The following is a 26,060-nucleotide window of genomic DNA, read 5'->3' on the forward strand; positions in this document are numbered from 1 at the left end:
GCAGGGCGGCTCAAGCGGCCACCTTGGGTGGAAATTTCGGCGCGTGCAGGCCGAGCTGCATGGCCTGGCTGACGATGCCCATGATGTCTTCGTGCGCGAGGTCAAACAGGCGCTTGAGATTCGGCAGGGCAAAGTAGACGGGCTGCAGAATATCGATGCGGTAAGGCGTGCGCATCGCTTCACGCGGGTCGAATGGCTGGTGCTCGGGCTCGTCGGAGAGACTGTAGACCGTCTCTTTCGGCGAGGACAGGATGCCGCCGCCGTAGATCCTGCGGCCTTGCGGCGTATCGATCAGGCCGAACTCGATGGTCATCCAGTACAGGCGGGCGAGGTACACGCGCTGTTCCTTGGTGGCGGCCAGGCCGAGCGTGCCGTAGGTGTGGGTGAATTCGGCGAACCAGGGGTTGGTCAGCAACGGGCAGTGGCCAAAGATCTCGTGGAAGATGTCCGGCTCTTGCAGGTAGTCGAGTTCTTCTTCGCTGCGAATGAAGGTCGCCACCGGGAAGCGCTTGCTGGCCAGCAGTTCGAAAAAGGTCTGGAAGGGAATCAGCGCCGGCACCCGGGCAACTTGCCAGCCGGTGGTGGCGCCCAGTACGGCGTTGATTTCGGAGAGCTGCGGGATGCGGTCATGGGGCAGGTTGAGCTGTTCGATGCCGTCCAGGTATTCCTGGCACGCGCGCCCCTCGATCACCTTCATCTGCCGGGTGATCAGGGTGTTCCACACCGCATGTTCCTGCGGCGGGTAATCGATAAAACCTTGCGCATCGGGCTCACGGGCCACGTATTGCGTCTGTTTCATGCTGCTCTCCTGATGAGGGCTCTTATTGTTTTGAAGGCTTGCGCCGTGCCCTTAGAGATAGCCGCTGGCTTTGAATTTTTCAGCTACCTGCGTAGGTGAAGGTCCGCGCCAGCAGGCGGTTTTTGTAACGCAGATTTTACGAGTCGGGCCGTGATGCGCAAAAGCGCGGCCCTGTGGCCCTGTGAAAGCCGGTTTTTGTAACGTATTATTTACAAATTTTCCGACACTCAAGCAGAAAAGTCGTCGGTCTCACTGCTTTGTAGGACCTTTCATGCGTATCAAAGTGCATTGCCAGAACCGCATCGGCATCCTGCGGGACATCCTCAACCTGCTGGTGGCCTATGGCATCAACGTCGCCCGCGGCGAGGTGGGAGGCGAACACGGCAACGCCATCTATTTGCACTGCCCGAACCTGATCAACCTGCAATTCCAGGCGCTACGGCCGAAATTCGAGGCGATCACCGGGGTCTTTGGGGTCAAGCGCGTGGGGCTGATGCCGAGCGAGCGTCGGCACATGGAGTTGAATGCTCTGCTTGGCGCGCTGGATTTCCCGGTGCTGTCGATCGACATGGGCGGCTCGATCGTTGCCGCCAACCGTGCGGCGGCGCAGTTGCTCGGGGTGCGGGTCGATGAGGTGCCGGGGATTCCGCTGTCGCGCTATGCCGAGGATTTCGACCTGCCGGAACTGGTGCGGGCCAACAAGTCGCGGATCAATGGGTTGCGGGTCAAGGTCAAGGGCGATGTGTTCCTGGCGGATATCGCGCCGCTGCAATCCGAACACGATGACAGCGAGGCGCTGGCCGGCGCGGTGTTGACCCTGCACCGCGCCGACCGCATCGGCGAACGTATCTACAACGTGCGCAAGCAGGAACTGCGCGGGTTCGACAGCATTTTCCAGAGTTCGCGGGTGATGGCGGCGGTGGTGCGGGAGGCGCGGCGCATGGCGCCACTGGATGCACCGCTGCTGATCGAGGGCGAAACCGGCACCGGCAAGGAACTGCTCGCTCGCGCCTGCCACCTCGCCAGCCCGCGCGGCCAGGCACCGTTGATGGCGCTCAATTGCGCCGGATTGCCTGAGTCCATGGCCGAGACCGAGCTGTTCGGTTACGGCCCCGGCGCCTTCGAGGGCGCGCGCGCCGAAGGCAAGCTGGGGTTGCTGGAACTGACCGCAGGCGGCACGCTGTTTCTCGATGGCGTCGATGAGATGAGTCCGCGTTTGCAGGTGAAGTTGCTGCGCTTCCTGCAGGACGGCTGCTTCCGCCGCGTAGGTAGCGACGAAGAGGTTTATCTGGATGTACGGGTGATCTGTGCGACCCAGGTGGATTTGTCCGAACTCTGTGCCCGTGGCGAATTCCGCCAGGACCTCTATCACCGCCTCAATGTCCTGTCGCTGCACATTCCGCCGCTGCGCGAATGCCTTGATGGCCTGCCGCCGCTGGTGGAGCACTTCCTCGACCAGGCCAGCCGGCAGATCGGTTGCCCTCTGCCGCGCCTGGCGCCGGCGGCGCTGGAGCGGTTGAGCCAGTACCACTGGCCGGGCAACGTCCGGCAACTGGAGAACGTGTTGTTCCAGGCGGTTTCACTGTGCGAGGGCGGGGTGGTCAAGCCGGAACATATTCGTCTGCCGGACTATGGCGCCCGCCAGCCATTGGGTGAGTTCTCGTTGGAAGGCGATCTGGCGCAAATTGTCGGACGATTTGAAAAGGCGGTGCTGGAATGTTTGCAGGGTGACTATCCAACCAGCCGGGCACTGGGTAAACGGCTGGGCGTTTCCCATACAACCATTGCCAACAAGTTGCGTGATTATGCAATTGGAAAGTCCGGCGAATAATTCGCGGAACTATAAAAAGGCGGGAGTTTTATTAAGAGCGTGTTATCAGGGCGTGGCGCCTCTTTTTAGTAAAAAGAGGCGCGACAGCCACGCAAGGTTGATTAGCCGTTAGAGCAGCCGTTACCCATGACGCGGTATTCGAGGATGTGCTTCTGGCCTTGGGAATCTTCATAGGTCATGCGGGCTGGAACCACTTCGCAGACGTTCGGGATCTCGCTCATCGAAATGACTTTGGCGATGTCCAGATGTTGCGAGTAGCTGTACTGTTCAACCGGGATCTGCTCGGCGGTGGAGTTTGCAACTTCGTCGGCCATTGCCGCTGCGCAAAAACTACCGAGTGCCAATACCAGTAAAGCTTTCATCTTCAATTTACCTGTCCAGGGTCGAAAGAGGGGGCGTAGCGCTTGTGGCGCTACGTTGCAGCAAAAGTAAAACCGGAAAGTTATTTCGGGATTAACGTGCCTTCGTGGGGGCTGTTACCTGAGTTAATCTCGTTGCCGTTGCTGGCGAGGTGAATTTTAGGGCTGGACATGAAACTGAAACAGTCGGTGTTTTGATAAACACTGTTGGCAAATTTTGTAACAATCGACCCCAACGGGCCTTCTGTTTCTTTGGGAGTAGAGGGCGATGCCCGTTCTAGAGCGGTTCCGGCCACGTTGTGGCCGAAAAGACCGCCCTGTTACTACCAACGTCGAATGGCCTGAGAGGCTCTGTTACAGTTAAAACGAGGTCATACAAAAACAACTATTACACCGAGGTAACAAAGATGAGTGCGGCTTCCCTGTACCCCGTTCGTCCCGAGGTTGCGGCGAATACCCTGACTGACGAGGCTACCTACAAGGCCATGTATCAGAAGTCGGTGATCAACCCGGACGGCTTCTGGCGTGAGCAGGCTCAGCGCCTCGACTGGATCAAGCCATTCACCAAGGTCAAGCAGACCTCGTTCGACGATCACCACGTCGATATCAAGTGGTTCGCCGATGGCACCCTGAACGTTTCCTACAACTGCCTGGACCGTCATCTGGCCGAGCGTGGCGATCAGCTCGCAATCATCTGGGAAGGCGACGACCCTTCCGAACACCGCAACATCACCTATCGCGAACTGCACGAGCAGGTCTGCAAATTTGCCAACGCCCTGCGTGGTCAGGACGTTCACCGCGGCGACGTGGTAACCATCTACATGCCGATGATCCCCGAGGCCGTGGTCGCCATGCTGGCTTGTGCCCGCATCGGCGCGATCCACTCGGTGGTCTTCGGTGGCTTCTCGCCGGAAGCCCTGGCCGGCCGCATCATCGACTGCAAATCCAAGGTGGTGATCACCGCCGACGAAGGCCTGCGTGGCGGTCGCCGCACGCCGTTGAAAGCCAACGTCGATGACGCGCTGACCAACCCTGAAACCAACAGCATCCAGAAAGTCATCGTGTGCAAGCGCACTGGTTCCGACATCAAGTGGAACCAGCACCGTGACATCTGGTACGAAGACCTGATGAAGGTTGCCGGCAGCGTCTGCGCCCCGAAAGAAATGGGTGCCGAAGAAGCGCTGTTCATCCTCTACACCTCCGGTTCCACCGGCAAGCCGAAGGGCGTGCTGCACACCACCGGTGGTTACCTGGTCTACGCCGCCATGACCCATGAGCGCGTGTTCGACTACCGTCCGGGCGAAGTCTACTGGTGCACCGCCGACGTCGGCTGGGTCACCGGCCACAGCTACATCGTCTACGGCCCGCTGGCCAATGGCGCGACCACCCTGCTGTTCGAAGGCGTGCCGAACTATCCGGATATCACCCGCGTGTCGAAGATCATCGACAAGCACAAGGTCAATATCCTCTACACCGCCCCGACCGCCATCCGCGCCATGATGGCCGAAGGTCAGGCCGCAGTTGCCGGTGCCGATGGCTCCAGCCTGCGTCTGCTGGGTTCGGTTGGCGAGCCGATCAACCCGGAAGCCTGGAACTGGTACCACCAGGCGGTCGGCAAAGAGCGTTGCCCGATCGTCGACACCTGGTGGCAGACCGAGACCGGCGGCGTGCTGATCAGCCCGCTGCCAGGCGCAACCGCACTGAAGCCAGGCTCGGCGACCCGTCCGTTCTTCGGCGTGGTGCCGGCGCTGGTGGACAACCTGGGCAACCTGATCGAGGGCGCCGCTGAAGGCAACCTGGTGATTCTCGATTCGTGGCCAGGCCAGGCGCGTTCGCTGTACGGCGACCACGACCGCTTCGTCGACACCTACTTCAAGACGTTCCGCGGCATGTACTTCACCGGTGACGGTGCCCGTCGCGACGAAGACGGCTACTACTGGATCACCGGCCGCGTCGACGACGTGCTCAACGTTTCCGGTCACCGTATGGGTACTGCCGAGATCGAAAGCGCCATGGTCGCCCACCCGAAAGTCGCCGAAGCGGCGGTGGTCGGTGTGCCACACGACATCAAAGGGCAGGGCATCTACGTCTACGTCACCCTCAACGGTGGCGAGGAACCCACCGAGGCGCTGCGCCTGGAGCTGAAAAACTGGGTGCGCAAGGAGATCGGTCCGATCGCTTCGCCAGACGTCATCCAGTGGGCGCCGGGCCTGCCGAAGACCCGTTCGGGCAAGATCATGCGCCGTATCCTGCGCAAGATCGCCACGGCCGAGTACGACGCGCTGGGCGACATTTCCACCCTGGCCGATCCGGGCGTGGTTGCGCACCTGGTCGAGACCCACAAGACCATGAACGTCGCCTGAGGCGCCGAATGTTTCGCAGGGTAAGCCAGCAGTCGTTTCGCGGAAGAGCTGTGTAGTACCTCCCGAACGTGGCTTGCCCCGCGATCTTTCGAAGACAACCCAAGGCCCCGCCAGCATGAGCTGCGCGGGGCCTTGGGTTTTTTGTTACTTCGACTTTCATCGGTAACCTTTCTGTCACTGGATTCGTACGAAAACGGGGCATTAGGAAACGTGAATGTGCGCTATTGGTGCGTTATTTCATGAAATTTCCCACACTCAATCGGCTGGACTTGCCGTGATACAAGGCTTTGCCAATAATAGGCCCGCTTATTGCTTCGGTTACAGGTTATTTGTTTTTCGCTTTTGCATAATCCTCGAAAACTGTCAATATCCCCCGGCCATTCTTCCAGCGCTTCTGTAACTACTTGTCGCTTTGAAGAAATATCGGCTTCCGAGCTGTCGTTAAAATGCCGATCACTCGCTCGTGGCACCGGACCGGTGGTCAGGCCCCGCGCAGCTCTGCGTTGTACTCATTCGCATAGTGGGCAGTCGAACTGCCTGGCATTGCCCTTTACCGATTGGAGTTCCCAGATGAAAAAACTCGCACTGCTTGGCGCACTGGCGCTGTCCGTGTTTTCCCTGGCATCGCTGGCTGACGAAAAACCGCTGAAAATCGGCATCGAGGCCGCCTACCCACCGTTCGCTTCGAAAGCACCGGACGGCAGCATCGTCGGCTTCGACTACGACATCGGCAACGCCCTGTGCGCCGAGATGAAGGTCAAGTGCACCTGGGTCGAGCAAGAATTCGACGGCCTGATCCCGGCCCTGAAGGTCCGCAAGATCGACGCCATCCTGTCGTCCATGTCGATCACCGAAGACCGCAAGAAGTCGGTTGATTTCACCAATCGCTACTACCTGACCCCGGCTCGCCTGGTGATGAAGGACGGCACCGCCATCAGCGAAGGCCTGACCGAACTGCAAGGCAAGAAGATCGGCGTGCAGCGCGGCTCGATCCACGACCGCTTCGCCAAGGAAGTCCTGGCTCCGAAAGGCGCCACCATCGTTCCTTACGGCACCCAGAACGAAATCTACCTGGACATCACTGCGGGCCGTCTGGATGGCACCGTTGCCGATGCTACGCTTCTTGAAGACGGTTTCCTGAAGACCGACGCCGGCAAGGGCTACAGCTTCGTAGGCCCGGCCTTCACCGACTCGAAATACTTCGGTGACGGCATCGGCATCGCCGTACGCAAGGGCGACAAGGAAAACCTGGAGCGCATCAACGCCGCCATCGCCGGTATTCGTGCCAGCGGCAAGTACAAAGAGATCCAGGACAAGTACTTCAACTTCGATATCTACGGCCCGGAAAGCAAGTAACCGTCGTCGTGTCACCTGTTCAATGGTGCAAGCAGCAGAAGCGCTGAGGCTTGCACCATTTTTTCATCCCTAAGGTCGAGGACCTCATCATGTTGAAAGGCTACGGGGCAGTCATCCTCGATGGAGCGTGGCTGACGCTACAGCTCGCCTTGTCGTCCATGGCCCTGGCCATCGTGCTCGGCCTGATTGGCGTGGCCTTGCGCCTGTCGCCAGTGCGCTGGCTGGCCTGGCTGGGCGATCTTTATGCCACGGTGATTCGCGGCATTCCCGATCTGGTATTGATCCTGCTGATCTTCTACGGCGGCCAAGACCTTCTCAACCGCGTCGCGCCGCTGTTCGGCTTCGACGACTACATCGACCTCAATCCGCTGATGGCGGGTATCGGCACCCTGGGCTTCATCTTCGGTGCCTACCTGTCGGAAACCTTCCGCGGCGCGTTCATGGCCATTCCCAAGGGGCAGGCCGAAGCCGGCATGGCCTATGGCATGAGCAGCCTGCAGATCTTCTTCCGGGTGCTGGTGCCGCAGATGATTCGCCTGGCGATTCCCGGCTTCACCAACAACTGGCTGGTCCTGACCAAGGCAACCGCGCTGATTTCCGTGGTGGGCCTGCAGGACATGATGTTCAAGGCCAAGCAGGCGGCCGATGCCACCCGCGAGCCTTTCACCTTCTTCCTGGCAGTGGCGGCGCTGTACCTGGTGATCACCAGTGTTTCGCTGCTGGCCCTGCGTTACCTGGAAAAACGCTACTCGGTTGGCGTAAAGGCGGCTGAACTATGATTTTCGACTACAACGTCATCTGGGAAGCCCTGCCGCTGTACTTTGGCGGCCTGCTGACCACGCTCAAGCTGCTGACGATTTCCCTGCTGTTCGGCCTGTTGTCGGCCATTCCCCTGGGGCTGATGCGGGTGTCGAAACAGCCGGTGGTGAACTTCACCGCGTGGCTCTACACCTACGTGATCCGCGGGACGCCGATGCTGGTGCAGTTGTTCCTGATCTACTACGGCCTGGCCCAGTTCCAGGCGGTGCGGGAAAGCTTCCTCTGGCCATGGCTCTCCAGCGCGACGTTCTGCGCTTGCCTTGCGTTCGCCATCAACACCAGCGCCTACACCGCAGAAATCATCGCCGGCAGCCTCAAGGCCACGCCACACGGCGAGATCGAGGCGGCCAAGGCGGTCGGCATGTCGCGCTACAAGATGTACCGCCGGATCCTGCTGCCATCGGCCCTGCGCCGGGCGCTGCCGCAGTACAGCAACGAAGTGATCATGATGCTGCAGACCACCAGCCTGGCTTCGATCGTCCCCCTGATCGACATCACCGGTGCGGCGCGGACCGTCAACGCCCAGTTCTACCTGCCATTCGAGGCGTATATCACCGCCGGCGTGTTCTATCTGTGCCTGACGTTCATCCTGGTCCGCCTGTTCAAGCTTGCCGAACGCCGCTGGCTCGGCTACCTGGCGCCGCGCAAGGGCTGAGGCCCGCGGCAAATTTTTCGCCCTTGGCGTGTGTTCACGACTGAACGCTTTGTGAGAACCGACAGCATGTACAAACTCGAAGTCCAAGACCTGCATAAACGCTATGGCAGCCATGAAGTGCTCAAGGGCGTATCGCTGGCCGCCAAGGCCGGTGACGTGATCAGCATCATCGGCTCCAGCGGTTCTGGCAAAAGTACTTTCCTGCGTTGCATCAACCTGCTTGAGCAGCCGCACGCCGGCAAGATCCTGCTCAACAACGAAGAGCTCAAGCTGGTGCCCAACAAGGACGGCGCGCTCAAGGCGGCCGATCCCAAGCAGTTGCAGCGCATGCGTTCGCGGCTGTCGATGGTGTTCCAGCATTTCAACCTGTGGTCGCACATGACCGCGCTGGAAAACATCATCGAAGCACCGGTGCACGTGCTTGGCATGAGCAAGAAGGACGCGTTGGAAAAGGCCGAACATTACCTGGCCAAAGTCGGCGTTGCCCATCGCAAGGACGCCTATCCTGGACACATGTCCGGCGGCGAGCAGCAGCGCGTGGCGATCGCCCGCGCCCTGGCGATGGAGCCGGAGGTCATGCTGTTCGACGAGCCGACCTCGGCGCTGGACCCGGAGTTGGTGGGTGATGTTCTCAAGGTCATGCAGTCGCTGGCCCAGGAAGGCCGGACCATGGTGGTGGTGACCCACGAAATGGGCTTCGCCCGTGAGGTTTCCAACCAGCTGGTGTTCCTGCACAAAGGCCTGGTGGAAGAAACCGGCAACCCGCGCGAAGTGCTGGTCAATCCCCAGTCCGAGCGTCTGCAGCAGTTCCTTTCGGGTAGCCTGAAATAAGCGCGCGGTTTATCAGACTGCCGCTTTGCACCAAAATAGGTCATGCTGCGCCACCCGCGCAGCCTGCACCAGGCTTTCTCCCGCCCGTCTACGCTGACGGGCGCCAGACTCACTTCAGGTTTCGGACCGCACTTCATGACCAACCAGCGAATCGGTTTTCTCATCTGGCCCAGCACCAAGGCGCTGACCCTTGCGCTGGCCGAAGAGGTGCTGCGTGTGGCGCAGAAGGTGCACCCGGACGTGACCTACGAATTGGCTTTTCTCCAGGCCGAAGCCCCTGCCGAAGGTGACTGGCGTCTGCCGGGCGAGCCGTGGACCGGGCGCCTGGAAAACTGCCAGAAGCTGTTTTTGCTGGCTGATGAACCGCCGGCAGCGGTTGGCGCAGCACTGGCTGGCGCGCTCAAGCAACTGGTGCGTTCCGGTTGTGTCGTGGGCGGCTTGTCGGCGGGGGTTTATCCGCTGGCGCAGCTCGGGCTGCTGGACGGCTACCGCGCTGCGGTGCACTGGCGCTGGCAGGATGATTTTTCCGAGCGTTTCCCCAAGGTGATTGCCACCAGTCATTTGTTCGACTGGGACCGTGATCGCCTGACCGCATGTGGTGGCATGTCGGTGGTGGACCTGCTGCTCGCGGTGCTGGCGCGGGATCACGGCGCGGAACTGGCCGGGGCGGTGTCGGAGGAACTGGTGGTCGAGCGCATTCGCGAAGGCGGCGAGCGTCAGCGCATTCCGCTGCAGAACCGCCTTGGCTCCAGCCATCCGAAGCTGACCCAGGCCGTGCTGCTGATGGAGGCCAATATCGAAGAGCCGCTGACCACCGATGAAATTGCCCAGCATGTCTGTGTGTCGCGTCGGCAACTGGAGCGGATCTTCAAGCAGTACCTGAATCGTGTACCGAGCCAGTATTACCTGGAGCTGCGCCTGAACAAGGCGCGGCAGATGCTGATGCAGACCAGCAAATCGATCATCCAGATTGGTTTGTCCTGCGGCTTCTCTTCCGGTCCGCACTTCTCCAGCGCGTACCGCAATTTCTTCGGCGCCACGCCGCGGGAAGACCGCAACCAGCGCCGCAACAGCTCGCCGTTCGAACTGTCCTCGGTGCCTGCCGAGCGGGGTTGATCGTCAGGGCCTCATCGCGGGCTTGTCGGGGTGCCGAATCGTGGCGATGAGGCCGCAATAGGCACCCTTGTCCTCCAATTGCATCCCTCCTCATGACCGCTTGGTCATCTCCCCACAGAAAAACCCTCAATCCCTCGCAACGCGTCTCCCCGCCAACACCCCGCACCGTTTAAACTGCGCCTTTGCGACCCTATTTGTCGCATTGCCGAAAGCCTTGGAAAAACAGGGTTTGGCGCTATAAGAAGTTGTCGCTTGGCGGCAAGGCCGAGTGTTCATCTCTCCTTACAATCCCCCCCATCGCTCGCCAGTTCCAGGCAGGCGTTCCTCTTCAGGAGACTCCGATGTCCGTTGAGCAAGCTCCGGTGCAACGCGCCGATTTCGACCAGGTAATGGTTCCCAACTATGCGCCAGCAGCGTTCATTCCCGTGCGTGGCGCCGGTTCCCGAGTCTGGGACCAGTCGGGCCGCGAGCTGATCGATTTCGCTGGCGGCATCGCCGTAAACGTCCTGGGGCATGCCCATCCGGCACTGGTCGCAGCACTGACCGAACAGGCCAACAAGCTGTGGCATGTGTCCAACGTGTTCACCAACGAGCCGGCCCTGCGCCTGGCCCACAAGCTGGTCGACGCGACCTTCGCCGACCGTGCGTTCTTCTGCAACTCCGGCGCCGAGGCCAACGAGGCCGCATTCAAGCTGGCCCGTCGCGTTGCCCACGACCGTTTCGGTCCTGAAAAGAACGAGATCATCGCCACCGTCAACAGCTTCCACGGTCGCACCCTGTTCACCGTGAGCGTCGGCGGCCAGCCGAAGTACTCCGACGGTTTCGGCCCGAAGATCACCGGTATCAGCCATGTGCCGTACAACGATCTGGAAGCGCTGAAAGCGCAGATTTCCGACAAGACCTGCGCCGTCGTGATCGAGCCGATCCAGGGCGAAAGCGGTGTGGTTCCGGCCGACAAGGCCTACCTGCAAGGCGCCCGCGAACTGTGCGACAAGCACAACGCGCTGCTGATCTTCGACGAAGTGCAGACCGGCGTTGGTCGTACCGGCGAGCTGTTTGCCTACATGCACTACGGCGTGATCCCGGACATCCTCACCAGTGCCAAGAGCCTGGGCGGTGGTTTCCCGATCGCCGCGATGCTGACCACCGAAGACCTGGCCAAGCACCTGGCCGTCGGCACCCACGGCACCACCTACGGCGGTAACCCGCTGGGCTGCGCCGTCGCCAACGCCGTGCTGGACATCGTCAACACCCCAGAGGTGCTGGCAGGCGTCAAGGCCAAGCACGAACGCTTCAAGTCCCGTCTGGAACAGATCGGTGAGAAATACGGCCTGTTCAGCCTGGTTCGCGGTCGCGGCCTGTTGATCGGTTGCGTGCTGACCGATGCCTGGAAAGGCAAGGCCAAGGACGTGTTCAACGCCGCCGAGCAAGAGGGCCTGATGGTCCTGCAAGCCGGCCCGGATGTGGTGCGTTTCGCCCCGAGCCTGGTGGTGGAAGATGCCGACATCGATGAAGGCCTCGACCGTTTCGAGCGCGCTGCCGCCAAGCTGACCCAGGCCTGATACGCCTCTGCTGTACCGTCGCTGGCCGTCACCGGCCAGCGAACCGATTTCATGTGGCCTGTGCCTGTCGTGCACACGCCGCTTTTTTTGCGCCGACCGTTGTCGGCCCGTATACCCGAAAGGAGTGACACCATGCTGGTGATGCGCCCCGCGCAAATGGCTGACCTGGGTGAAGTACAGCGTCTGGCTGCGGACAGTCCCATTGGTGTCACGTCCCTGCCGGATGATGCCGGTCGCCTGAGCGACAAGATCGCCGCCTCCGAGACCTCGTTTGCCGCCGAAGTCAGTTTCAATGGCGAGGAAAGCTACTTCTTCGTCCTCGAAGACAGCGCCACCGGCAAGCTGGTCGGTTGTTCCGCCATCGTCGCCTCGGCCGGTTACTCCGAGCCGTTCTACAGCTTTCGCAACGAGACCTTCGTGCATGCGTCCCGCGAGCTGAAGATCCACAACAAGATCCACGTGCTTTCGCAGTGCCACGACCTCACTGGCAACAGCCTGCTGACCAGCTTCTATGTGCTGCCGGAACTGGTGAACAGCGCCTGGGCCGAGCTGAATTCCCGTGGTCGCCTGCTGTTCATGGCTGCCCATCCCGAGCGTTTCGCCGATTCGGTGGTCACCGAAATCGTTGGCTACAGCGACGAGAACGGCGACTCGCCGTTCTGGGATGCCATCGGCCGCAACTTCTTCGATCTCAACTACGCCGAGGCCGAACGCCTGTGCGGCTTGAAGAGCCGTACCTTCCTCGCCGAGCTGATGCCGCATTACCCGATCTACGTGCCACTGCTGCCGGACGAGGCGCAGGAAGCCATGGGCCAGGTTCATCCGCGGGCGCAGATCACCTTCGACATCCTGATGCGCGAAGGCTTCGAGACCGACCACTACATCGACATTTTCGACGGCGGCCCGACCCTGCATGCGCGGGTGTCCGGCATCCGTTCGATTGCCCAGAGCCGGGTTGTGCCGGTCAAGCTGCAGGAGCAGCCGACCAAAGGCGGCCGTCAGTACCTGGTATCCAACGGCCAGTTGCAGGATTACCGCGCGGTACTGCTGGAACTGGACTGGGTGCCGGGCAAGCCGGTTCACCTGAGCCCGGACGCCCTTGAAGCGCTGGGCGTAGGCGAGGGCGCCAGCGTGCGCCTGGTCGCGGTTTGATACTGCGGTTCTGATACCAAGAATTCGGCCGAGTTTCGCAGGTGCCAGCAGGTGCCTGCCCGAGGAGATAGCATGATCGTTCGTCCCGTACGCAGCAGCGACCTACCGGCGCTGATCGAGCTGGCGCGCAGCACCGGCACCGGCCTGACCACCTTGCCGGCCAACGAAGAGCGCCTGGCCCACCGGGTCGGCTGGGCCGAGAAGACCTTCCGCGGCGAGGCCGAGCGTGCCGACGCGGACTACCTGTTCGTGCTGGAAAACGACGACGGCATGGTGGTGGGCATTTCCGCCATCGCCGGTGCCGTCGGCCTGCGCGAGCCCTGGTACAACTACCGGGTCGGCCTGACCGTCAGCGCGTCCCAGGAACTGAACATCTATCGGGAGATCCCGACGCTGTTCCTGGCCAACGACCTGACCGGCAACTCGGAGCTGTGCTCGCTGTTCCTGCGGGCCGACAGCCGCACTGGCCTGAATGGCCGCCTGCTGTCCAAGGCGCGGATGTTGTTCATCGCCGAGTTCTCCGAGCTGTTCGGCAACAAGATCATCGCTGAAATGCGCGGCATGTCCGATGAACTGGGCCGTTCGCCATTCTGGGAAAGCCTGGGCCGGCACTTCTTCAAGATGGAATTCAGCCAGGCCGACTACCTCACCGGCGTCGGTAACAAGGCGTTCATTGCCGAGCTGATGCCCAAGTTCCCGCTCTATACCTGCTTCCTTTCGGAAGCGGCGCGCAACGTTATCGGGCGTGTCCACAGCGACACCGAGCCAGCGCTGGCGATGCTCAAGAGCGAAGGTTTCAGTTATCAGGGCTACGTCGACATCTTCGACGCCGGCCCGGCCATCGAGTGCCAGACCAGCAAGATCCGCGCAGTCCAGGACAGCCAGACCCTGGTACTGGCCGTCGGTACGCCGGGCGACGATGCCACGCCTTACATCATCCACAACCGCAAGCGTGAAGACTGCCGCATCGCCGCAGCACCTGCGCGCCTGGCGGCCGGCACTCTGGTGGTCGATCCACAGACTGCCAAGCGCCTGCGTCTGAGCGTTGGCGATCAGGTTCGTGCGGTTCCGCTGTCCGCTGCCCGGGAGGCCAAATAATGAGCACTCACTACATCGCAGGCCAATGGCTGGCCGGTCAGGGCGAGGCCCTTCAATCGCTGGACCCGGTCAGTCAGGCCGTGGTCTGGCAAGGGCAGGGCGCCACTGCGGAACAGGTCGGACACGCCGTTTCGGCGGCACGCCAGGCGTTCCCGGGCTGGGCCCGGCAGTCGCTGGACATGCGCATCGCCGTTCTGGAAGCCTTTGCCGCGCAACTCAAGGCCAACGCCGACGAACTGGCCCGTTGCATCGGTGAGGAAACCGGCAAGCCGCTGTGGGAAGCCACGACCGAAGTGACCAGCATGGTCAACAAGGTGGCGATCTCGGTGCAGAGCTACCGCGAACGTACCGGCGAGAAGAGCGGCCCGCTGGCCGACGCCACGGCCGTCTTGCGCCACAAGCCACACGGCGTTGTGGCGGTGTTCGGCCCTTACAACTTCCCGGGCCACCTGCCCAACGGCCACATCGTGCCGGCACTGCTGGCGGGTAACGCCGTGGTGTTCAAGCCCAGCGAACTGACGCCCAAGGTCGCGGAACTGACGGTCAAGTGCTGGAACGACGCCGGCCTGCCAGCGGGCGTGCTCAACCTGGTCCAGGGCGCGCGGGAAACCGGCGTGGCGCTGGCTGCCAATCCGGGTATCGACGGCCTGTTCTTCACCGGCTCCAGCCGCACCGGCAACCTGCTGCACCAGCAGTTCGCCGGCCGCCCGGACAAGATCCTGGCCCTGGAGATGGGGGGCAACAACCCGCTGGTAGTGGACGAGGTCAAGGACCTGGACGCTGCCGTTTACACCATCATCCAGTCCGCCTTCATCTCCGCCGGCCAGCGCTGCACCTGCGCGCGCCGCCTGCTAGTGCCGCAAGGCGCCGGGGCGACACGCTGCTCAAGCGCTTGGTGGAAGTGAGCAAGAACATTTCGGTCGGTGCCTTCGACCAGCAACCGGCGCCGTTCATGGGCTCGGTGGTTTCTCTGGCGGCGGCCAAAGCCTTGATGGATGCCCAGGCGCACCTGCTCGCCAACGGCGCCACCGCATTGCTGGAAATGACCCAGCCACAAGCCGGCGCCGCGCTGCTGACCCCGGGCATTGTCGATGTCAGTGCCGTGGCCGATCGCCCGGATGAGGAGTTCTTCGGCCCGCTGCTGCAAGTGATCCGTTACAGCGATTTTCCGGCGGCCATCGCCGAAGCCAACAACACCCAGTACGGCCTCGCCGCAGGCTTGTTGTCGGATTCCCATGCGCGTTACCAGCAGTTCTGGCTGGAAAGCCGCGCCGGTATCGTCAACTGGAACAAACAACTGACCGGCGCCGCCAGCAGCGCGCCGTTCGGTGGCGTCGGCGCCAGCGGCAACCACCGCGCCAGTGCCTATTACGCGGCGGATTACTGCGCCTACCCGGTGGCTTCGCTGGAAACCGCCAGCCTTGTACTGCCTGCCACGCTGACGCCCGGCGTCGCCCTATAACAACAGGTTCACGGAGCCTTAGCCGATGAAATCGTTTGAAGTGAATTTTGATGGTCTGGTCGGGCCGACGCACAACTACGGCGGCCTGTCATATGGCAACGTTGCTTCGCAGAGCAACAGCCAGCAGGGCTCGAACCCGCGTGAAGCGGCGCGTCAGGGTCTGGCGAAGATGAAAGCGCTGGCGGACATGGGCTTCAAGCAGGGCGTGCTGGCCCCGCAAGAGCGCCCGGACGTGGCCGCGCTGCGCAGCCTGGGCTTCAGCGGCAGCGATGCCGAAGTCATCCAGCGTGCGGCGAAAGAAGCCATGCCGCTGCTGGTCGCCAGTTGCTCGGCATCGAGCATGTGGGTGGCCAACGCCGCGACGGTCAGCCCCAGCGCCGACACCGCCGACGGCCGTGTGCATTTCACTGCCGCCAACCTGAACTGCAAATACCACCGCAGCATCGAGCACCCGACCACCAGTCGCGTGCTGGGCGCCATGTTCGCCAGCCAGCAGCACTTCGCCCACCACGCCGCGTTGCCGGCGGTGGCGCAGTTTGGCGATGAAGGCGCGGCCAACCACACCCGCTTCTGCCGTGCCTACGGCGAGCCGGGCGTCGAGTTCTTCGTTTTCGGCCGCAGTGCCTTCGATACCCGCTACCCGGCGCCGCAAAAATACCCGGCGCGGCAGACCCTCGAAGCCTCCCAGGCGGTAGCCCGCCTGCATGGCTTGAGCGATGACGGCGTGGTCTATGCTCAGCAGAATCCATCGGTCATCGACCAGGGCGTGTTCCACAACGACGTGATCGCGGTCGGCAACGGCGAAGTGCTGTTCTACCACGAAGACGCCTTCCTCGAGACCGAGCAGGTACTGGCTGAACTGAAGGCCAAACTGGCCGCGCGCGGCGGTGACTTCAAGGCGATCTGCGTGCCGCGTGCCCAGGTGTCGGTAGAGGACGCCGTGCGTTCCTACCTGTTCAACAGCCAGTTGTTGTCCCGCGAAGACGGTTCGATGCTGCTGGTGGTGCCGGAAGAATGCCGCAACAACGAGCGGGTCTGGGCCTACCTGTCGGCGCTGGCCGGCCAGGGCGGCGCGATCAGCGAGGTGCGGGTCTTCGACCTCAAGCAGAGCATGCAGAACGGCGGTGGCCCGGCTTGCCTGCGCCTGCGCGTGGCACTGAATGAAACGGAACTGGCGGCGGTCAATCCAGGGGTTATCATGACGGCGCCGTTGTACGACACCCTGACCCAATGGGTCGACAAGCACTACCGCGACCGCCTGGTCGAAAGCGACCTGGCCGATCCGCAACTGCTGGTGGAGTGTCGTACGGCACTGGATGAACTGACCCGGATTCTGCAACTGGGCTCGGTTTATCCGTTCCAACTCCAACCCTGAAAGAGCACTCGAACATGTCTGACGCCCTGCAACTGATCCTTGAAGATGAAGATGGCAACCAGCACGAAGCCTCCACCAGCCGCTTTGCGGTGATCTGGCAAGGCAAGGAAGTCTGGATTCAACAGGATGGCCGCGGCCAGTTGCTGATCGGCGTCGACGTGGACGAGGGCGACACTGAGTTCGCCACACTGCTGCTGCGCCCACTGGCCACCAACCTGGTCAGCCTGGAACTGGAAATGGAGCCGGCCGATGCCGGCGACGATGACGATCACGTCCACGGTCCCGATTGCGGACATCATCACTAAGGAACGACACCATGCTCGCCCTCGGCAAACTGCTTGAGCTGACCCTTGCCGGTCGTGAACCGGCAGAGAAGACCCAGTTGACGGTCGAGGGCGTGCGCTTGCGCTGGCTCGCCGAGGGGGCGCTGGAAGTCCGCCCGCCCGAGTCGCGGGATATCGGCCTGGACATCCTGCTGTCCGCCGGCATCCACGGCAATGAAACCGCGCCCATCGAACTGCTCGACGAGTTGCTACACGGCATCGCCCGCGGTGACGTCAAGCCCCGGGCGCGGATGCTGTTCCTGTTTGGCAACCCCGAGGCGATTCGGCGGGGTGAGCGTTACCTTGAGCAGGACGTCAATCGCCTGTTCAACGGCCGCCATGAGCTGTCCAGCGGATCGGAGGCGTTGCGCGCCTGCGAGCTGGAACGCCTGGCGACCACCTTTTTCAGTCTGCCGGGGCGTACCCGGTTGCACTACGACCTGCACACCGCCACCCGCGGTTCGAAGATCGAGCAGTTCGCCCTCTATCCCTATAAGGAAGGGCGTCAGCACTCCCGCCGCGAACTGGCCCGCCTGCGCGCCGCCGGCATGGAAGCGGTGCTGCTGCAGAGCAAGACCTCCATCACCTTTACGGCCTTTACCTATGAGCAGCTCGAGGCGGAGTCCTTCACCCTGGAGCTGGGCAAGGCGCGGCCTTTCGGGCAGAACGAGCAGGTCAATCTCGACCGGCTCCAGGCGCGGCTGATCCAGATCATCGAAGGCGTTGAGCCTGAGCAGCCGGACGGGCTGGATGGGTTGCAACTGTTCAGCGTCGCCCGCGAGATCATCAAGCACAGCGACAGCTTCCACCTGCATTTGCCGGCGGACATCGAGAACTTTTCGGAGTTGTCCAAAGGCTATCTGCTGGCCGAAGACCTGGCCGGGACGCGCTGGGTCGTGGAGGAGGAGGGCGCTCGCATCATCTTCCCCAACCCCAAGGTGAAGAATGGGCTTCGAGCCGGGATACTGATCGTTCCGGCCTCGGCTGAGGGCCTGGGGCAGTAATCGCGGGCTTGCCGGCGATCAGGTCAGGACAACGAAAAAGGCCGCGGATTACTCCGCGGCCTTTTTCATTTATACCGCCAGCTTCTGCGGTGTTTCGTTGCGGCGCAGTGCGCGCAGCTTCAACAGCGTATCAGCGCAGGTGGTCGCTGCTTCCTGGCCCTTGAGCACGAAATGCTCGAAGAAGAACTTCTGGTGCTCGTCGCCAGCATGGAAGTGGTGCGGGGTCAGGACCACCGAGAACACCGGCACTTCGGTTTCCAGTTGAACCTGCATCAGGCCGCTGATCACCGATTGGGCGACGAACTCGTGACGGTACAGGCCGCCGTCCACCACCAGGCCAGCGGCGACGATGGCGCCATAGCGGCCGCTGCGGGCCAGCAGTTTGGCGTGCAGCGGGATCTCGAAAGCGCCGCCGACTTCATAGAAATCGATATCGCCGGCCTGATAGCCGTGCTTGGCCATTTCCTCGACGAAACCTTTGCGGCTCTGATCAACAATATCTTTGTGCCAGCACGCCTGGACGAAAGCGATACGTTCGTTGCCGTGGGATTTGCTGTCGATTGGGGTAGGTTGCATTGAAACGGACTCCTGTTTGTATGAGAAACAGGGCAGATGGATCGAATGGGATGGTCGTCCTGCCAATGCGTGGACGAACGGACACAGCGGTGTCTATCCCGTTCTCTCTTTATCCGGACTATGACCGTCGGCCTCGGAATCACACCGGGTCTGCTGACCTTGCAGGCTGTGCCCACAAGCGCTCGCGGGCTATGCGCATTGCGCGCAATTACCGCCGGTGGGGAATTGCACCCCGCCCTGAGAACGTTGCCATCACCTGTGATGGCGACGCCGTTTGTAACATAGTTTTTGGCAGAACGTATAGCCTGCTAACTAAATCGCCTGGATAAACGTCATTTCATCCTGAATGCATGCTTCCATCGTATAAACACACTGCACCTGGCACTCAGGCTAGATATAATGCGGCCCTTTGCCGTCGTTTCGTCTATTTGACGCGCACATTTGCCTCAGGCCGCCGTTTCCGTGGAAGAACCTATGAAAAGCGCAGAAATCCGTGAAGCCTTCCTTCGATTCTTCGAAGAACAGGGACACACCCGAGTCGCCTCCAGCTCCCTGATTCCGGGCAACGACCCGACCTTGCTGTTCACCAACGCCGGTATGAACCAGTTCAAGGACTGTTTCCTCGGCCAGGAAAAGCGCGCCTACACTCGCGCGGTCAGCAGCCAGAAATGCGTGCGTGCCGGCGGCAAGCACAACGACCTGGAAAACGTCGGCTACACGGCGCGCCACCACACCTTCTTCGAAATGCTGGGCAACTTCAGTTTCGGCGACTATTTCAAGCGTGACGCGATCACCTACGCCTGGACCTTCCTGACCTCGGACAAGTGGCTGAACCTGCCGAAGGAAAAGCTCTGGGTCACGGTCTACGCCTCCGACGACGAAGCCTATGACATCTGGACCAAGGAAGTCGGCGTTCCGGCCGAGCGCATGGTCCGCATCGGCGACAACAAGGGCGCGCCTTACGCCTCCGACAACTTCTGGACCATGGGCGATACCGGCCCGTGCGGCCCGTGCACCGAGATCTTCTACGACCACGGCGCCGACATCTGGGGCGGCCCGCCCGGTTCGCCGGAAGAAGACGGCGACCGCTACATCGAGATCTGGAACAACGTTTTCATGCAGTTCAACCGCACCGCGGACGGCGTCCTGCACCCGCTGCCGGCGCCTTCGGTGGACACCGGCATGGGTCTGGAACGCATCAGTGCGGTCCTGCAGCACGTTCACTCGAACTATGAAATCGACCTGTTCCAAAGCCTGCTGGCCGCTTCGGCCAAGGCCATTGGCTGCAGCAACGACGCCCAGCCGTCGCTCAAGGTGGTCGCTGACCACATTCGCTCCTGCGGTTTCCTGATCGCCGACGGCGTGCTGCCATCGAACGAAGGCCGCGGCTACGTGCTGCGCCGCATCATTCGCCGCGCTTGCCGTCACGGCAACAAGCTCGGTGCCAAGGGCAGCTTCTTCTACCAGATCGTTGCCGCGCTGGCGGGCGAGATGGGCGAAGCTTTCCCTGAGCTGAAATCCCAGCAGGCGCACATCGAGCGCGTGCTGAAAACCGAAGAAGAGCAGTTCGCCAAGACCCTGGAGCAGGGTCTGAAGATCCTCGAGCAGGACCTGGCCGAACTCAAAGGCAACGTGGTACCGGGCGACGTGGTGTTCAAGCTGTACGACACCTACGGCTTCCCGATGGACTTGACCGCCGACATCGCCCGCGAACGCGAGCTGACCATCGACGAAGCAGGCTTCGAGCGTGAAATGGACGCCCAGCGCGAGCGCGCCCGTTCCGCCAGCTCCTTCGGCCTGGACTACAACAGCCTGGTCAAGGTCGACGTGGACACCGTGTTCACCGGCTACACCACCACTGAAGACAGCGCCAAGATCGTCGCCCTGTACAAGGACGGCCAGTCCGTCCAGCAACTGGGTGAAGGCGAGGAGGGCGTGGTGATCCTCGATCGCACGCCGTTCTACGCTGAATCCGGCGGCCAGGTGGGCGACACCGGCTACCTGCTGGCGGGCGCCGTGCGTTTCGACGTGCGTGATACCACCAAGACCGGTGGTGCGTTCCTGCACCACGGCATCGTTGCCAGCGGCAGCCTGAGCGTTGGCGCCCAGGTCGACGCCAAGGTAGATGCCGACGTCCAGCACGCTACCTCGCTCAACCACTCGGCCACTCACCTGCTGCACGCTGCGCTGCGTCAGGTTCTCGGCGATCACGTACAACAGAAAGGCTCGCTGGTGGACAGCCAGCGTCTGCGTTTCGACTTCAGCCACTTCGAAGCGATCAAGCCAGAGCAGATCAAGGCGCTGGAAGAGATCGTCAACCGCGAAGTGCGCAAGAACTCCGAGGTGCAAACCGAAGAGACCGATATCGAAACCGCCAAGCGCAAAGGCGCCATGGCGCTGTTCGGCGAGAAGTACGGCGACAATGTGCGCGTGCTGAGCATGGGCGGCGACTTCTCGGTTGAACTGTGCGGTGGTATCCATGCCAAGCGCACCGGTGATATCGGTCTGCTCAAGATCATCAGCGAAGGCGGCGTGGCCTCTGGCGTGCGTCGTATCGAAGCGGTCACCGGCGCTGCGGCGCTGGCTTACCTGAACGGCGCTGAAGAGCAGTTGAAGGAAGCCGCGCAACTGGTCAAGGGCAGTCGCGACAACCTGATCGACAAGCTGTCGGCTGTGCTCGAGCGCAACCGTCAGTTGGAAAAACAACTGGAGCAACTGCAGGCCAAGGCCGCCAGTGCCGCCGGTGACGACCTGGCCAACAGCGCGGTGGACGTCAAGGGCGTCAAGGTGCTGGCTGCGCGTCTCGACGGTCAGGATGGCAAGGCCCTGCTGGCGCTGGTCGATCAACTGAAGAACAAACTCGGCCGCGCAGTGATCCTGCTCGGCAGTGTCCACGAAGAGAAGGTCGTACTGGTCGCAGGCGTGACCAAGGACCTTACCGGCCAACTCAAAGCCGGTGATTTGATGAAGCAAGCCGCTGCGGCGGTGGGCGGCAAGGGCGGTGGTCGTCCGGACATGGCGCAAGGCGGTGGCGTGGACGCCGCGGCGCTGGACGGCGCACTGGCCCTGACCGTGCCATTCGTAGAGCAGGGGGTCTGAGGCGCCTGCGGCCCGTCGTCTAGTGGCGGGCCGTGGGCGTTGTGATTGTTTATTGGGTGCCCTTCACGGGCTGAGGCGGCTTTGAAATGGCGTTGATCGTACAGAAATTTGGCGGGACTTCGGTCGGCACAATCGAGCGAATCGAGCAGGTTGCCGAAAAGGTCAAGAAATTCCGCGAAGCTGGCGATGACCTGGTGGTTGTGCTGTCGGCGATGAGCGGCGAAACCAACCGCCTGATCGACCTTGCCAAGCAGATCAGCGATCAGCCGGTTCCGCGTGAACTGGATGTGATCGTTTCCACGGGTGAGCAGGTGACTATCGCCTTGCTCGCCATGGCACTGATGAAGCGTGGCGTTCCGGCGGTTTCCTACACCGGCAACCAGGTGCGGATTCTCACCGACAGCGCGCACAACAAGGCGCGCATTCTGCAAATCGACGATCAGAAGATCCGTGGCGACCTCAAGGCCGGCCGCGTGGTTGTGGTCGCAGGTTTCCAGGGTGTCGATGAGCACGGCAACATCACCACCCTCGGTCGTGGCGGCTCCGACACCACCGGCGTGGCCCTTGCGGCAGCGCTGAAGGCTGATGAGTGCCAGATCTACACCGACGTGGACGGTGTCTACACCACCGACCCGCGCGTCGTGTCCCAGGCCCAGCGCCTGGACAAGATCACCTTCGAAGAGATGCTGGAAATGGCCAGCCTCGGTTCCAAGGTGCTGCAGATCCGTGCCGTCGAGTTCGCCGGCAAGTACAACGTTCCGCTGCGCGTGCTGCACAGCTTCCAGGAGGGTCCGGGTACCCTCATTACTATTGATGAAGAGGAATCCATGGAACAGCCGATCATTTCCGGCATCGCCTTCAACCGCGATGAAGCCAAGCTGACCATCCGTGGCGTACCGGATACTCCGGGCGTTGCCTTCAAGATCCTCGGCCCGATCAGCGCCGCCAACATCGAAGTCGACATGATCGTGCAGAACGTTTCGCACGATAACACCACCGACTTCACCTTCACCGTGCACCGCAACGACTACGCCAAGGCGCAGCAAGTGCTGGAAAACACCGCACGTGAAATCGGCGCTCGGGAAATCATTGGCGATACCAAGATCGCCAAGGTGTCGATCGTCGGCGTCGGCATGCGCTCCCACGCGGGCGTTGCCAGCCGCATGTTCGAAGCGCTGGCCAAGGAGAGCATCAATATCCAGATGATCTCCACTTCCGAGATCAAGGTCTCCGTGGTCATCGAAGAGAAGTACCTGGAACTGGCTGTACGCGCGCTGCATACGGCTTTCGAGCTGGACGCTCCGTCCCGTCAGGGCGAGTAAGCGTTGGTCCCCAGGGGCGCGGCCAGGCCGCGCCCCTTCTTTTTTGGCTGGTGTGGAATCTGTTCTTTTGTCCGCGCTGGTCAATACTTAGGCGTAGGTCGATAGCCATCCTGGTTGTAGGCTGAAGCCCTTTTTTTTGCAGACTGTTGTCCCTGAACTGAATTGCGTGAGGAGAAAGGTATGTTGATTCTGACTCGTCGGTGCGCAGAGAGCCTGATTATTGGCGATGGCGAAATCACCGTGACCGTGCTCGGCGTCAAAGGAAATCAAGTGCGGATCGGCGTGAACGCCCCCAAGGAAGTGGCCGTACACCGTGAGGAAATCTACCTTCGGATCAAGAAAGAGAAGGACGAAGAACCAACCCATTAATTTTTATCGATTTTTTTTCAAAAAAGAGTTTGCAAACGGGGAAAGCTCTGGTTATTATACGCCCCGTGTTGCGGAGAGGTGGCCGAGTGGCCGAAGGCGCTCCCCTGCTAAGGGAGTATACCTCACAAGGGTATCGGGGGTTCGAATCCCCCCTTCTCCGCCATTATTCATGTAGGGCGCTGTAATCTGATTCAAATTGCTAAGTCGTTGAAATTAAACGAAAAAGCACTTGTAAAAACGATTAGGCGAACTATAATGCGCGGCTTCAAATGCACTCGTAGCTCAGCTGGATAGAGTACTCGGCTACGAACCGAGCGGTCACAGGTTCGAATCCTGTCGAGTGCACCATATAAAGAAGCGGTTTCCAACAGGAAGTTGCTTCTGCTTCAACCAGAGGTGATCTGGTCCATCAAGTACCACCCTGCACTCGTAGCTCAGCTGGATAGAGTACTCGGCTACGAACCGAGCGGTCACAGGTTCGAATCCTGTCGAGTGCACCATATAAAAGAAGTGGTTTCCATCAGGAAGTTGCTTCTGCTTCAACCAGAGGTGATCTGGTCCATCAAGTACCAACCCTGCACTCGTAGCTCAGCTGGATAGAGTACTCGGCTACGAACCGAGCGGTCACAGGTTCGAATCCTGTCGAGTGCACCATATAACGAAGAGCCCGCCTTAATGGCGGGCTTTTTGTTTTCCGCGATTATTTCTCCGATTAATAAAATGTCATCGAGCAATCGATAGGGCGTGCTAATTTTTAATTAGCGCATGTGCTCTTTTTCGAGCGCTTGCCGTCGCATTGATGGATTCGGGCGTTTGCGTCGGTCATTTCCGCAAACGATTGTTTTCGCCGATATTTTCAGCCTCTGGCAGCTCAAGCGGTGTATGATTGCGCCCGTCAGCCCCGCCGGGGCTTGTGGAATACCACCATGGACTTACCCAGTAGTTACTCAATAGCTCGTTTTGCCAATCACGATGTGACTGATTGATCTCCCGGCGTGCTCCGCTGCTGGGAGTGGAGTTCGCCTATGACTGAAGTCGAAGTAAAAAAGACGCAAGATAGCCTGCAGGATCGCCTGGCCCAGGTGGTCGAGTTGCTCCACCGCCAGCGCGTGGTGGAAGATCTCACTCACCGCCAGGAAGGCCATCATCAAGACCGGGTAGAAAACCTGGTTCACCGGCAGAATCTGGTCGAGCTGCAACGCAAGCTCGATGACCTGCACTCCGCCGACGTTGCCCACATTCTCGAAGCATTGCCCCTCGACGACCGCCTGACAGTCTGGCAGTTGGTCAAGGCTGAGCGAGACGGCGACATTCTCCTCGAAGTATCCGACGCAGTGCGTGAAACCCTGATCGCCGACATGGACGATCATGAGTTGCTCGCCGCCGCCAAGGAAATGGACGCCGACGAACTCGCCGACCTCGCCCCTGAACTGCCCCGTGACGTTGTCCATGAGTTGATGGAAACCCTCGATGGCCAGCAGCGTGAGCGTGTGCGCTCAGCCCTGAGCTACGACGAGGAGCAGGTGGGGGCGTTGATGGACTTCGAGATGGTCACCATCCGCGAAGACGTCAGCCTGGAAGTGGTTCTGCGTTACCTGCGCCGGCTCAAGGAGCTGCCAGGGCATACCGACAAGCTCTTCGTGGTCGATTACGACGGTATCCTCAAGGGCGTGCTGCCGATCAAGCGCTTGCTGGTCAACGACCCGGACAAGCAGGTTTCCGAAGTAATGGCCAGCGACCCGGTCAGCTTCCACCCGGACGAGGACGCCTATGACGCGGCCCAGGCGTTCGAACGTTATGACCTGGTATCAGCGCCCGTAGTCGACAAGAACGACCGCCTGATCGGCCGTCTGACCATCGACGAGATGGTCGACCTGATCCGCGAAGAAAGCGAAAGCGAAGTGCTGAACATGGCGGGTCTGCGCGAAGAAGAAGATATCTTCGCATCGGTCTGGCGTTCTTTGCGTAACCGCTGGGCATGGCTGGCGATCAACCTGATCACGGCCTTCCTGGCCTCGCGGGTGATTGGCCTGTTCGAGGGTTCGATCGAGAAGCTGGTGGCGCTGGCGGCGTTGATGCCGATCGTGGCCGGTATTGGTGGTAACTCGGGTAACCAGACTATCACCATGATCGTGCGGGCCATGGCGCTGGATCAGGTCAGTCCCGGCAACACCTCGCGCTTGATGCGCAAGGAGCTGGCGGTCTCGCTGCTCAACGGTCTGATCTGGGGCGGGGTAATCGGTGTAGTCGCCTTCCTGCTGTACAGCAGTTGGTCGCTGGGCCTGGTGATGATGGCGGCGATGACGCTCAACCTGTTGCTCGCGGCGCTTATGGGCGTACTCATTCCGATGACCCTGGTACGCCTCGGGCGAGATCCCGCCATGGGCTCCAGTGTGATGATTACCGCGGTGACCGACAGTGGTGGCTTCTTCATCTTCCTCGGCCTGGCTACGGTGTTCCTGCTGTAACGCCCAACTGAAGCAAAAGAAAGCCAGCAGAGATGCTGGCTTTTTTGTGGGCGCTGAAAAGCAAAACGCCCGGTGCAGTGCGCCGGACGTTTTGTTCTGAAGCGGGTTCAGGAATAAAGAG

20 protein-coding genes, 4 tRNA genes, 1 pseudogene and 1 riboswitch are annotated in these 26,060 nt (G+C 61.1%); of the genes and pseudogenes, 22 read left to right on the top strand and 3 right to left on the bottom strand.

Features of this window, described 5'->3' with window-relative positions:
- Positions 1-10: 10 nt before the first annotated feature.
- Positions 11-799 (bottom strand): phenylalanine 4-monooxygenase, encoded by a 789-nt coding sequence (gene phhA, locus HWV67_RS12185; protein ID WP_175651412.1) that lies wholly within the window; start codon positions 797-799, stop codon positions 11-13.
- Positions 800-1,070: 271 nt separating this feature from the next.
- Between phhA and HWV67_RS12190 the strand changes: the two genes are divergently transcribed.
- The gene (locus HWV67_RS12190; protein WP_110969541.1) at positions 1,071-2,630 is read left to right on the top strand and encodes a sigma-54-dependent transcriptional regulator; all 1,560 of its coding nucleotides are present in this window, start codon (positions 1,071-1,073) and stop codon (positions 2,628-2,630) included.
- A 101-nt stretch (positions 2,631-2,731) separates the two neighbouring features.
- Here HWV67_RS12190 and HWV67_RS12195 read toward each other — a convergent pair whose 3' ends face one another.
- Positions 2,732-2,992, bottom strand: a complete 261-nt coding sequence (locus HWV67_RS12195; protein ID WP_095156824.1) for a DUF2790 domain-containing protein — start codon at positions 2,990-2,992, stop codon at positions 2,732-2,734.
- Between the two features lie 404 nt (positions 2,993-3,396).
- Here HWV67_RS12195 and acs point away from each other — a divergent pair, with 404 nt between their 5' ends.
- From acs to astE, 13 genes and pseudogenes are all read left to right on the top strand, one after another.
- Positions 3,397-5,352: an acetate--CoA ligase gene (gene acs, locus HWV67_RS12200; RefSeq protein ID WP_110969540.1), complete on the top strand. Its 1,956-nt coding sequence runs from the start codon at positions 3,397-3,399 to the stop codon at positions 5,350-5,352.
- 570 nt (positions 5,353-5,922) lie between these two features.
- Entirely contained in the window at positions 5,923-6,708 is a 786-nt protein-coding gene (locus tag HWV67_RS12205) for an ABC transporter substrate-binding protein (protein ID WP_175651413.1), read from the top strand.
- 89 nt (positions 6,709-6,797) lie between these two features.
- Complete coding sequence (locus tag HWV67_RS12210) at positions 6,798-7,487, top strand: ABC transporter permease (protein ID WP_110969538.1); 690 nt, start codon at positions 6,798-6,800, stop codon at positions 7,485-7,487.
- Positions 7,484-8,182, top strand: a complete 699-nt coding sequence (locus HWV67_RS12215) for an ABC transporter permease (protein WP_175651414.1) — start codon at positions 7,484-7,486, stop codon at positions 8,180-8,182. The genes HWV67_RS12210 and HWV67_RS12215 overlap by 4 nt, the downstream gene beginning before the upstream one ends.
- 66 nt (positions 8,183-8,248) lie before the next feature.
- Complete coding sequence (locus HWV67_RS12220; RefSeq protein ID WP_095156828.1) at positions 8,249-9,013, top strand: ABC transporter ATP-binding protein; 765 nt, start codon at positions 8,249-8,251, stop codon at positions 9,011-9,013.
- 135 nt (positions 9,014-9,148) lie between these two features.
- On the top strand, positions 9,149-10,129 hold the full coding sequence (gene argR, locus HWV67_RS12225; protein WP_110969536.1) for a transcriptional regulator ArgR: 981 nt from the start codon (positions 9,149-9,151) through the stop codon (positions 10,127-10,129).
- 341 nt (positions 10,130-10,470) lie between these two features.
- Positions 10,471-11,691, top strand: coding sequence for an aspartate aminotransferase family protein (locus HWV67_RS12230; protein WP_175651415.1), 1,221 nt, complete (start codon positions 10,471-10,473; stop codon positions 11,689-11,691).
- Positions 11,692-11,823: 132 nt separating this feature from the next.
- Positions 11,824-12,843, top strand: a complete 1,020-nt coding sequence (gene aruF, locus HWV67_RS12235; protein ID WP_095156831.1) for an arginine/ornithine succinyltransferase subunit alpha — start codon at positions 11,824-11,826, stop codon at positions 12,841-12,843.
- Between the two features lie 72 nt (positions 12,844-12,915).
- Positions 12,916-13,941, top strand: a complete 1,026-nt coding sequence (astA, locus tag HWV67_RS12240) for an arginine N-succinyltransferase (RefSeq protein ID WP_175651416.1) — start codon at positions 12,916-12,918, stop codon at positions 13,939-13,941.
- Positions 13,938-15,403, top strand: a pseudogene (gene astD, locus HWV67_RS12245) (succinylglutamate-semialdehyde dehydrogenase). Before astA ends, astD begins: the two are co-directional and overlap by 4 nt.
- 25 nt (positions 15,404-15,428) lie before the next feature.
- Positions 15,429-16,778: an N-succinylarginine dihydrolase gene (gene astB, locus HWV67_RS12250; protein ID WP_175651417.1), complete on the top strand. Its 1,350-nt coding sequence runs from the start codon at positions 15,429-15,431 to the stop codon at positions 16,776-16,778.
- 14 nt (positions 16,779-16,792) lie between these two features.
- Positions 16,793-17,083 carry a topoisomerase II gene (locus tag HWV67_RS12255; RefSeq protein WP_175651418.1) on the top strand — a complete coding sequence of 97 codons (291 nt, stop codon included), beginning with the start codon at positions 16,793-16,795 and terminating at the stop codon, positions 17,081-17,083.
- Positions 17,084-17,094: 11 nt separating this feature from the next.
- Entirely contained in the window at positions 17,095-18,105 is a 1,011-nt protein-coding gene (gene astE / locus HWV67_RS12260; protein ID WP_175651419.1) for a succinylglutamate desuccinylase, read from the top strand.
- 69 nt (positions 18,106-18,174) lie between these two features.
- Here astE and HWV67_RS12265 read toward each other — a convergent pair whose 3' ends face one another.
- A complete protein-coding gene (locus tag HWV67_RS12265) occupies positions 18,175-18,681 on the bottom strand; it encodes a 6,7-dimethyl-8-ribityllumazine synthase (protein ID WP_110969529.1) in 507 nt (168 codons plus the stop codon).
- Positions 18,682-18,777: 96 nt separating this feature from the next.
- Positions 18,778-18,930: riboswitch (FMN riboswitch) on the bottom strand.
- A 225-nt stretch (positions 18,931-19,155) separates the two neighbouring features.
- Between HWV67_RS12265 and alaS the strand changes: the two genes are divergently transcribed.
- The 8 genes from alaS to mgtE all read left to right on the top strand — a co-directional run bounded on the left by alaS (position 19,156) and on the right by mgtE (position 25,939).
- On the top strand, positions 19,156-21,780 hold the full coding sequence (gene alaS / locus HWV67_RS12270; protein WP_175651420.1) for an alanine--tRNA ligase: 2,625 nt from the start codon (positions 19,156-19,158) through the stop codon (positions 21,778-21,780).
- An 86-nt stretch (positions 21,781-21,866) separates the two neighbouring features.
- Entirely contained in the window at positions 21,867-23,102 is a 1,236-nt protein-coding gene (locus HWV67_RS12275) for an aspartate kinase (RefSeq protein WP_095156839.1), read from the top strand.
- A 180-nt stretch (positions 23,103-23,282) separates the two neighbouring features.
- Complete coding sequence (gene csrA, locus HWV67_RS12280; protein WP_010226667.1) at positions 23,283-23,471, top strand: carbon storage regulator CsrA; 189 nt, start codon at positions 23,283-23,285, stop codon at positions 23,469-23,471.
- 72 nt (positions 23,472-23,543) lie between these two features.
- Positions 23,544-23,634 (top strand) — tRNA-Ser (locus tag HWV67_RS12285).
- 108 nt (positions 23,635-23,742) lie between these two features.
- Positions 23,743-23,819, top strand: a tRNA-Arg gene (locus HWV67_RS12290).
- Between the two features lie 75 nt (positions 23,820-23,894).
- A tRNA-Arg gene (locus HWV67_RS12295) sits at positions 23,895-23,971 on the top strand.
- A 77-nt stretch (positions 23,972-24,048) separates the two neighbouring features.
- A tRNA-Arg gene (locus tag HWV67_RS12300) sits at positions 24,049-24,125 on the top strand.
- Positions 24,126-24,496: 371 nt separating this feature from the next.
- The gene (gene mgtE, locus HWV67_RS12305) at positions 24,497-25,939 is read left to right on the top strand and encodes a magnesium transporter (protein ID WP_095156840.1); all 1,443 of its coding nucleotides are present in this window, start codon (positions 24,497-24,499) and stop codon (positions 25,937-25,939) included.
- Positions 25,940-26,060 lie beyond the last annotated feature (121 nt).

Origin of the sequence: Pseudomonas sp. Marseille-P9899 (assembly GCF_903166565.1) — a bacterium.
In the GTDB taxonomy this organism is placed as follows: Bacteria; Pseudomonadota; Gammaproteobacteria; order Pseudomonadales; family Pseudomonadaceae; genus Aquipseudomonas; species Aquipseudomonas huaxiensis.

Excerpts from the sequence above, each read along its gene's own strand:
- phhA (WP_175651412.1), bottom strand. The coding sequence starts at position 799 with ATGAAACAGACGCAATACGTGGCCCGTGAGCCCGATGCGCAAGGTTTT.
- HWV67_RS12190 (WP_110969541.1), top strand. The coding sequence starts at position 1,071 with ATGCGTATCAAAGTGCATTGCCAGAACCGCATCGGCATCCTGCGGGAC.
- HWV67_RS12195 (WP_095156824.1), bottom strand. The coding sequence starts at position 2,992 with ATGAAAGCTTTACTGGTATTGGCACTCGGTAGTTTTTGCGCAGCGGCA.
- acs (WP_110969540.1), top strand. The coding sequence starts at position 3,397 with ATGAGTGCGGCTTCCCTGTACCCCGTTCGTCCCGAGGTTGCGGCGAAT.
- HWV67_RS12205 (WP_175651413.1), top strand. The coding sequence starts at position 5,923 with ATGAAAAAACTCGCACTGCTTGGCGCACTGGCGCTGTCCGTGTTTTCC.
- HWV67_RS12210 (WP_110969538.1), top strand. The coding sequence starts at position 6,798 with ATGTTGAAAGGCTACGGGGCAGTCATCCTCGATGGAGCGTGGCTGACG.
- HWV67_RS12215 (WP_175651414.1), top strand. The coding sequence starts at position 7,484 with ATGATTTTCGACTACAACGTCATCTGGGAAGCCCTGCCGCTGTACTTT.
- HWV67_RS12220 (WP_095156828.1), top strand. The coding sequence starts at position 8,249 with ATGTACAAACTCGAAGTCCAAGACCTGCATAAACGCTATGGCAGCCAT.
- argR (WP_110969536.1), top strand. The coding sequence starts at position 9,149 with ATGACCAACCAGCGAATCGGTTTTCTCATCTGGCCCAGCACCAAGGCG.
- HWV67_RS12230 (WP_175651415.1), top strand. The coding sequence starts at position 10,471 with ATGTCCGTTGAGCAAGCTCCGGTGCAACGCGCCGATTTCGACCAGGTA.
- aruF (WP_095156831.1), top strand. The coding sequence starts at position 11,824 with ATGCTGGTGATGCGCCCCGCGCAAATGGCTGACCTGGGTGAAGTACAG.
- astA (WP_175651416.1), top strand. The coding sequence starts at position 12,916 with ATGATCGTTCGTCCCGTACGCAGCAGCGACCTACCGGCGCTGATCGAG.
- astB (WP_175651417.1), top strand. The coding sequence starts at position 15,429 with ATGAAATCGTTTGAAGTGAATTTTGATGGTCTGGTCGGGCCGACGCAC.
- HWV67_RS12255 (WP_175651418.1), top strand. The coding sequence starts at position 16,793 with ATGTCTGACGCCCTGCAACTGATCCTTGAAGATGAAGATGGCAACCAG.
- astE (WP_175651419.1), top strand. The coding sequence starts at position 17,095 with ATGCTCGCCCTCGGCAAACTGCTTGAGCTGACCCTTGCCGGTCGTGAA.
- HWV67_RS12265 (WP_110969529.1), bottom strand. The coding sequence starts at position 18,681 with ATGCAACCTACCCCAATCGACAGCAAATCCCACGGCAACGAACGTATC.
- alaS (WP_175651420.1), top strand. The coding sequence starts at position 19,156 with ATGAAAAGCGCAGAAATCCGTGAAGCCTTCCTTCGATTCTTCGAAGAA.
- HWV67_RS12275 (WP_095156839.1), top strand. The coding sequence starts at position 21,867 with ATGGCGTTGATCGTACAGAAATTTGGCGGGACTTCGGTCGGCACAATC.
- csrA (WP_010226667.1), top strand. The coding sequence starts at position 23,283 with ATGTTGATTCTGACTCGTCGGTGCGCAGAGAGCCTGATTATTGGCGAT.
- mgtE (WP_095156840.1), top strand. The coding sequence starts at position 24,497 with ATGACTGAAGTCGAAGTAAAAAAGACGCAAGATAGCCTGCAGGATCGC.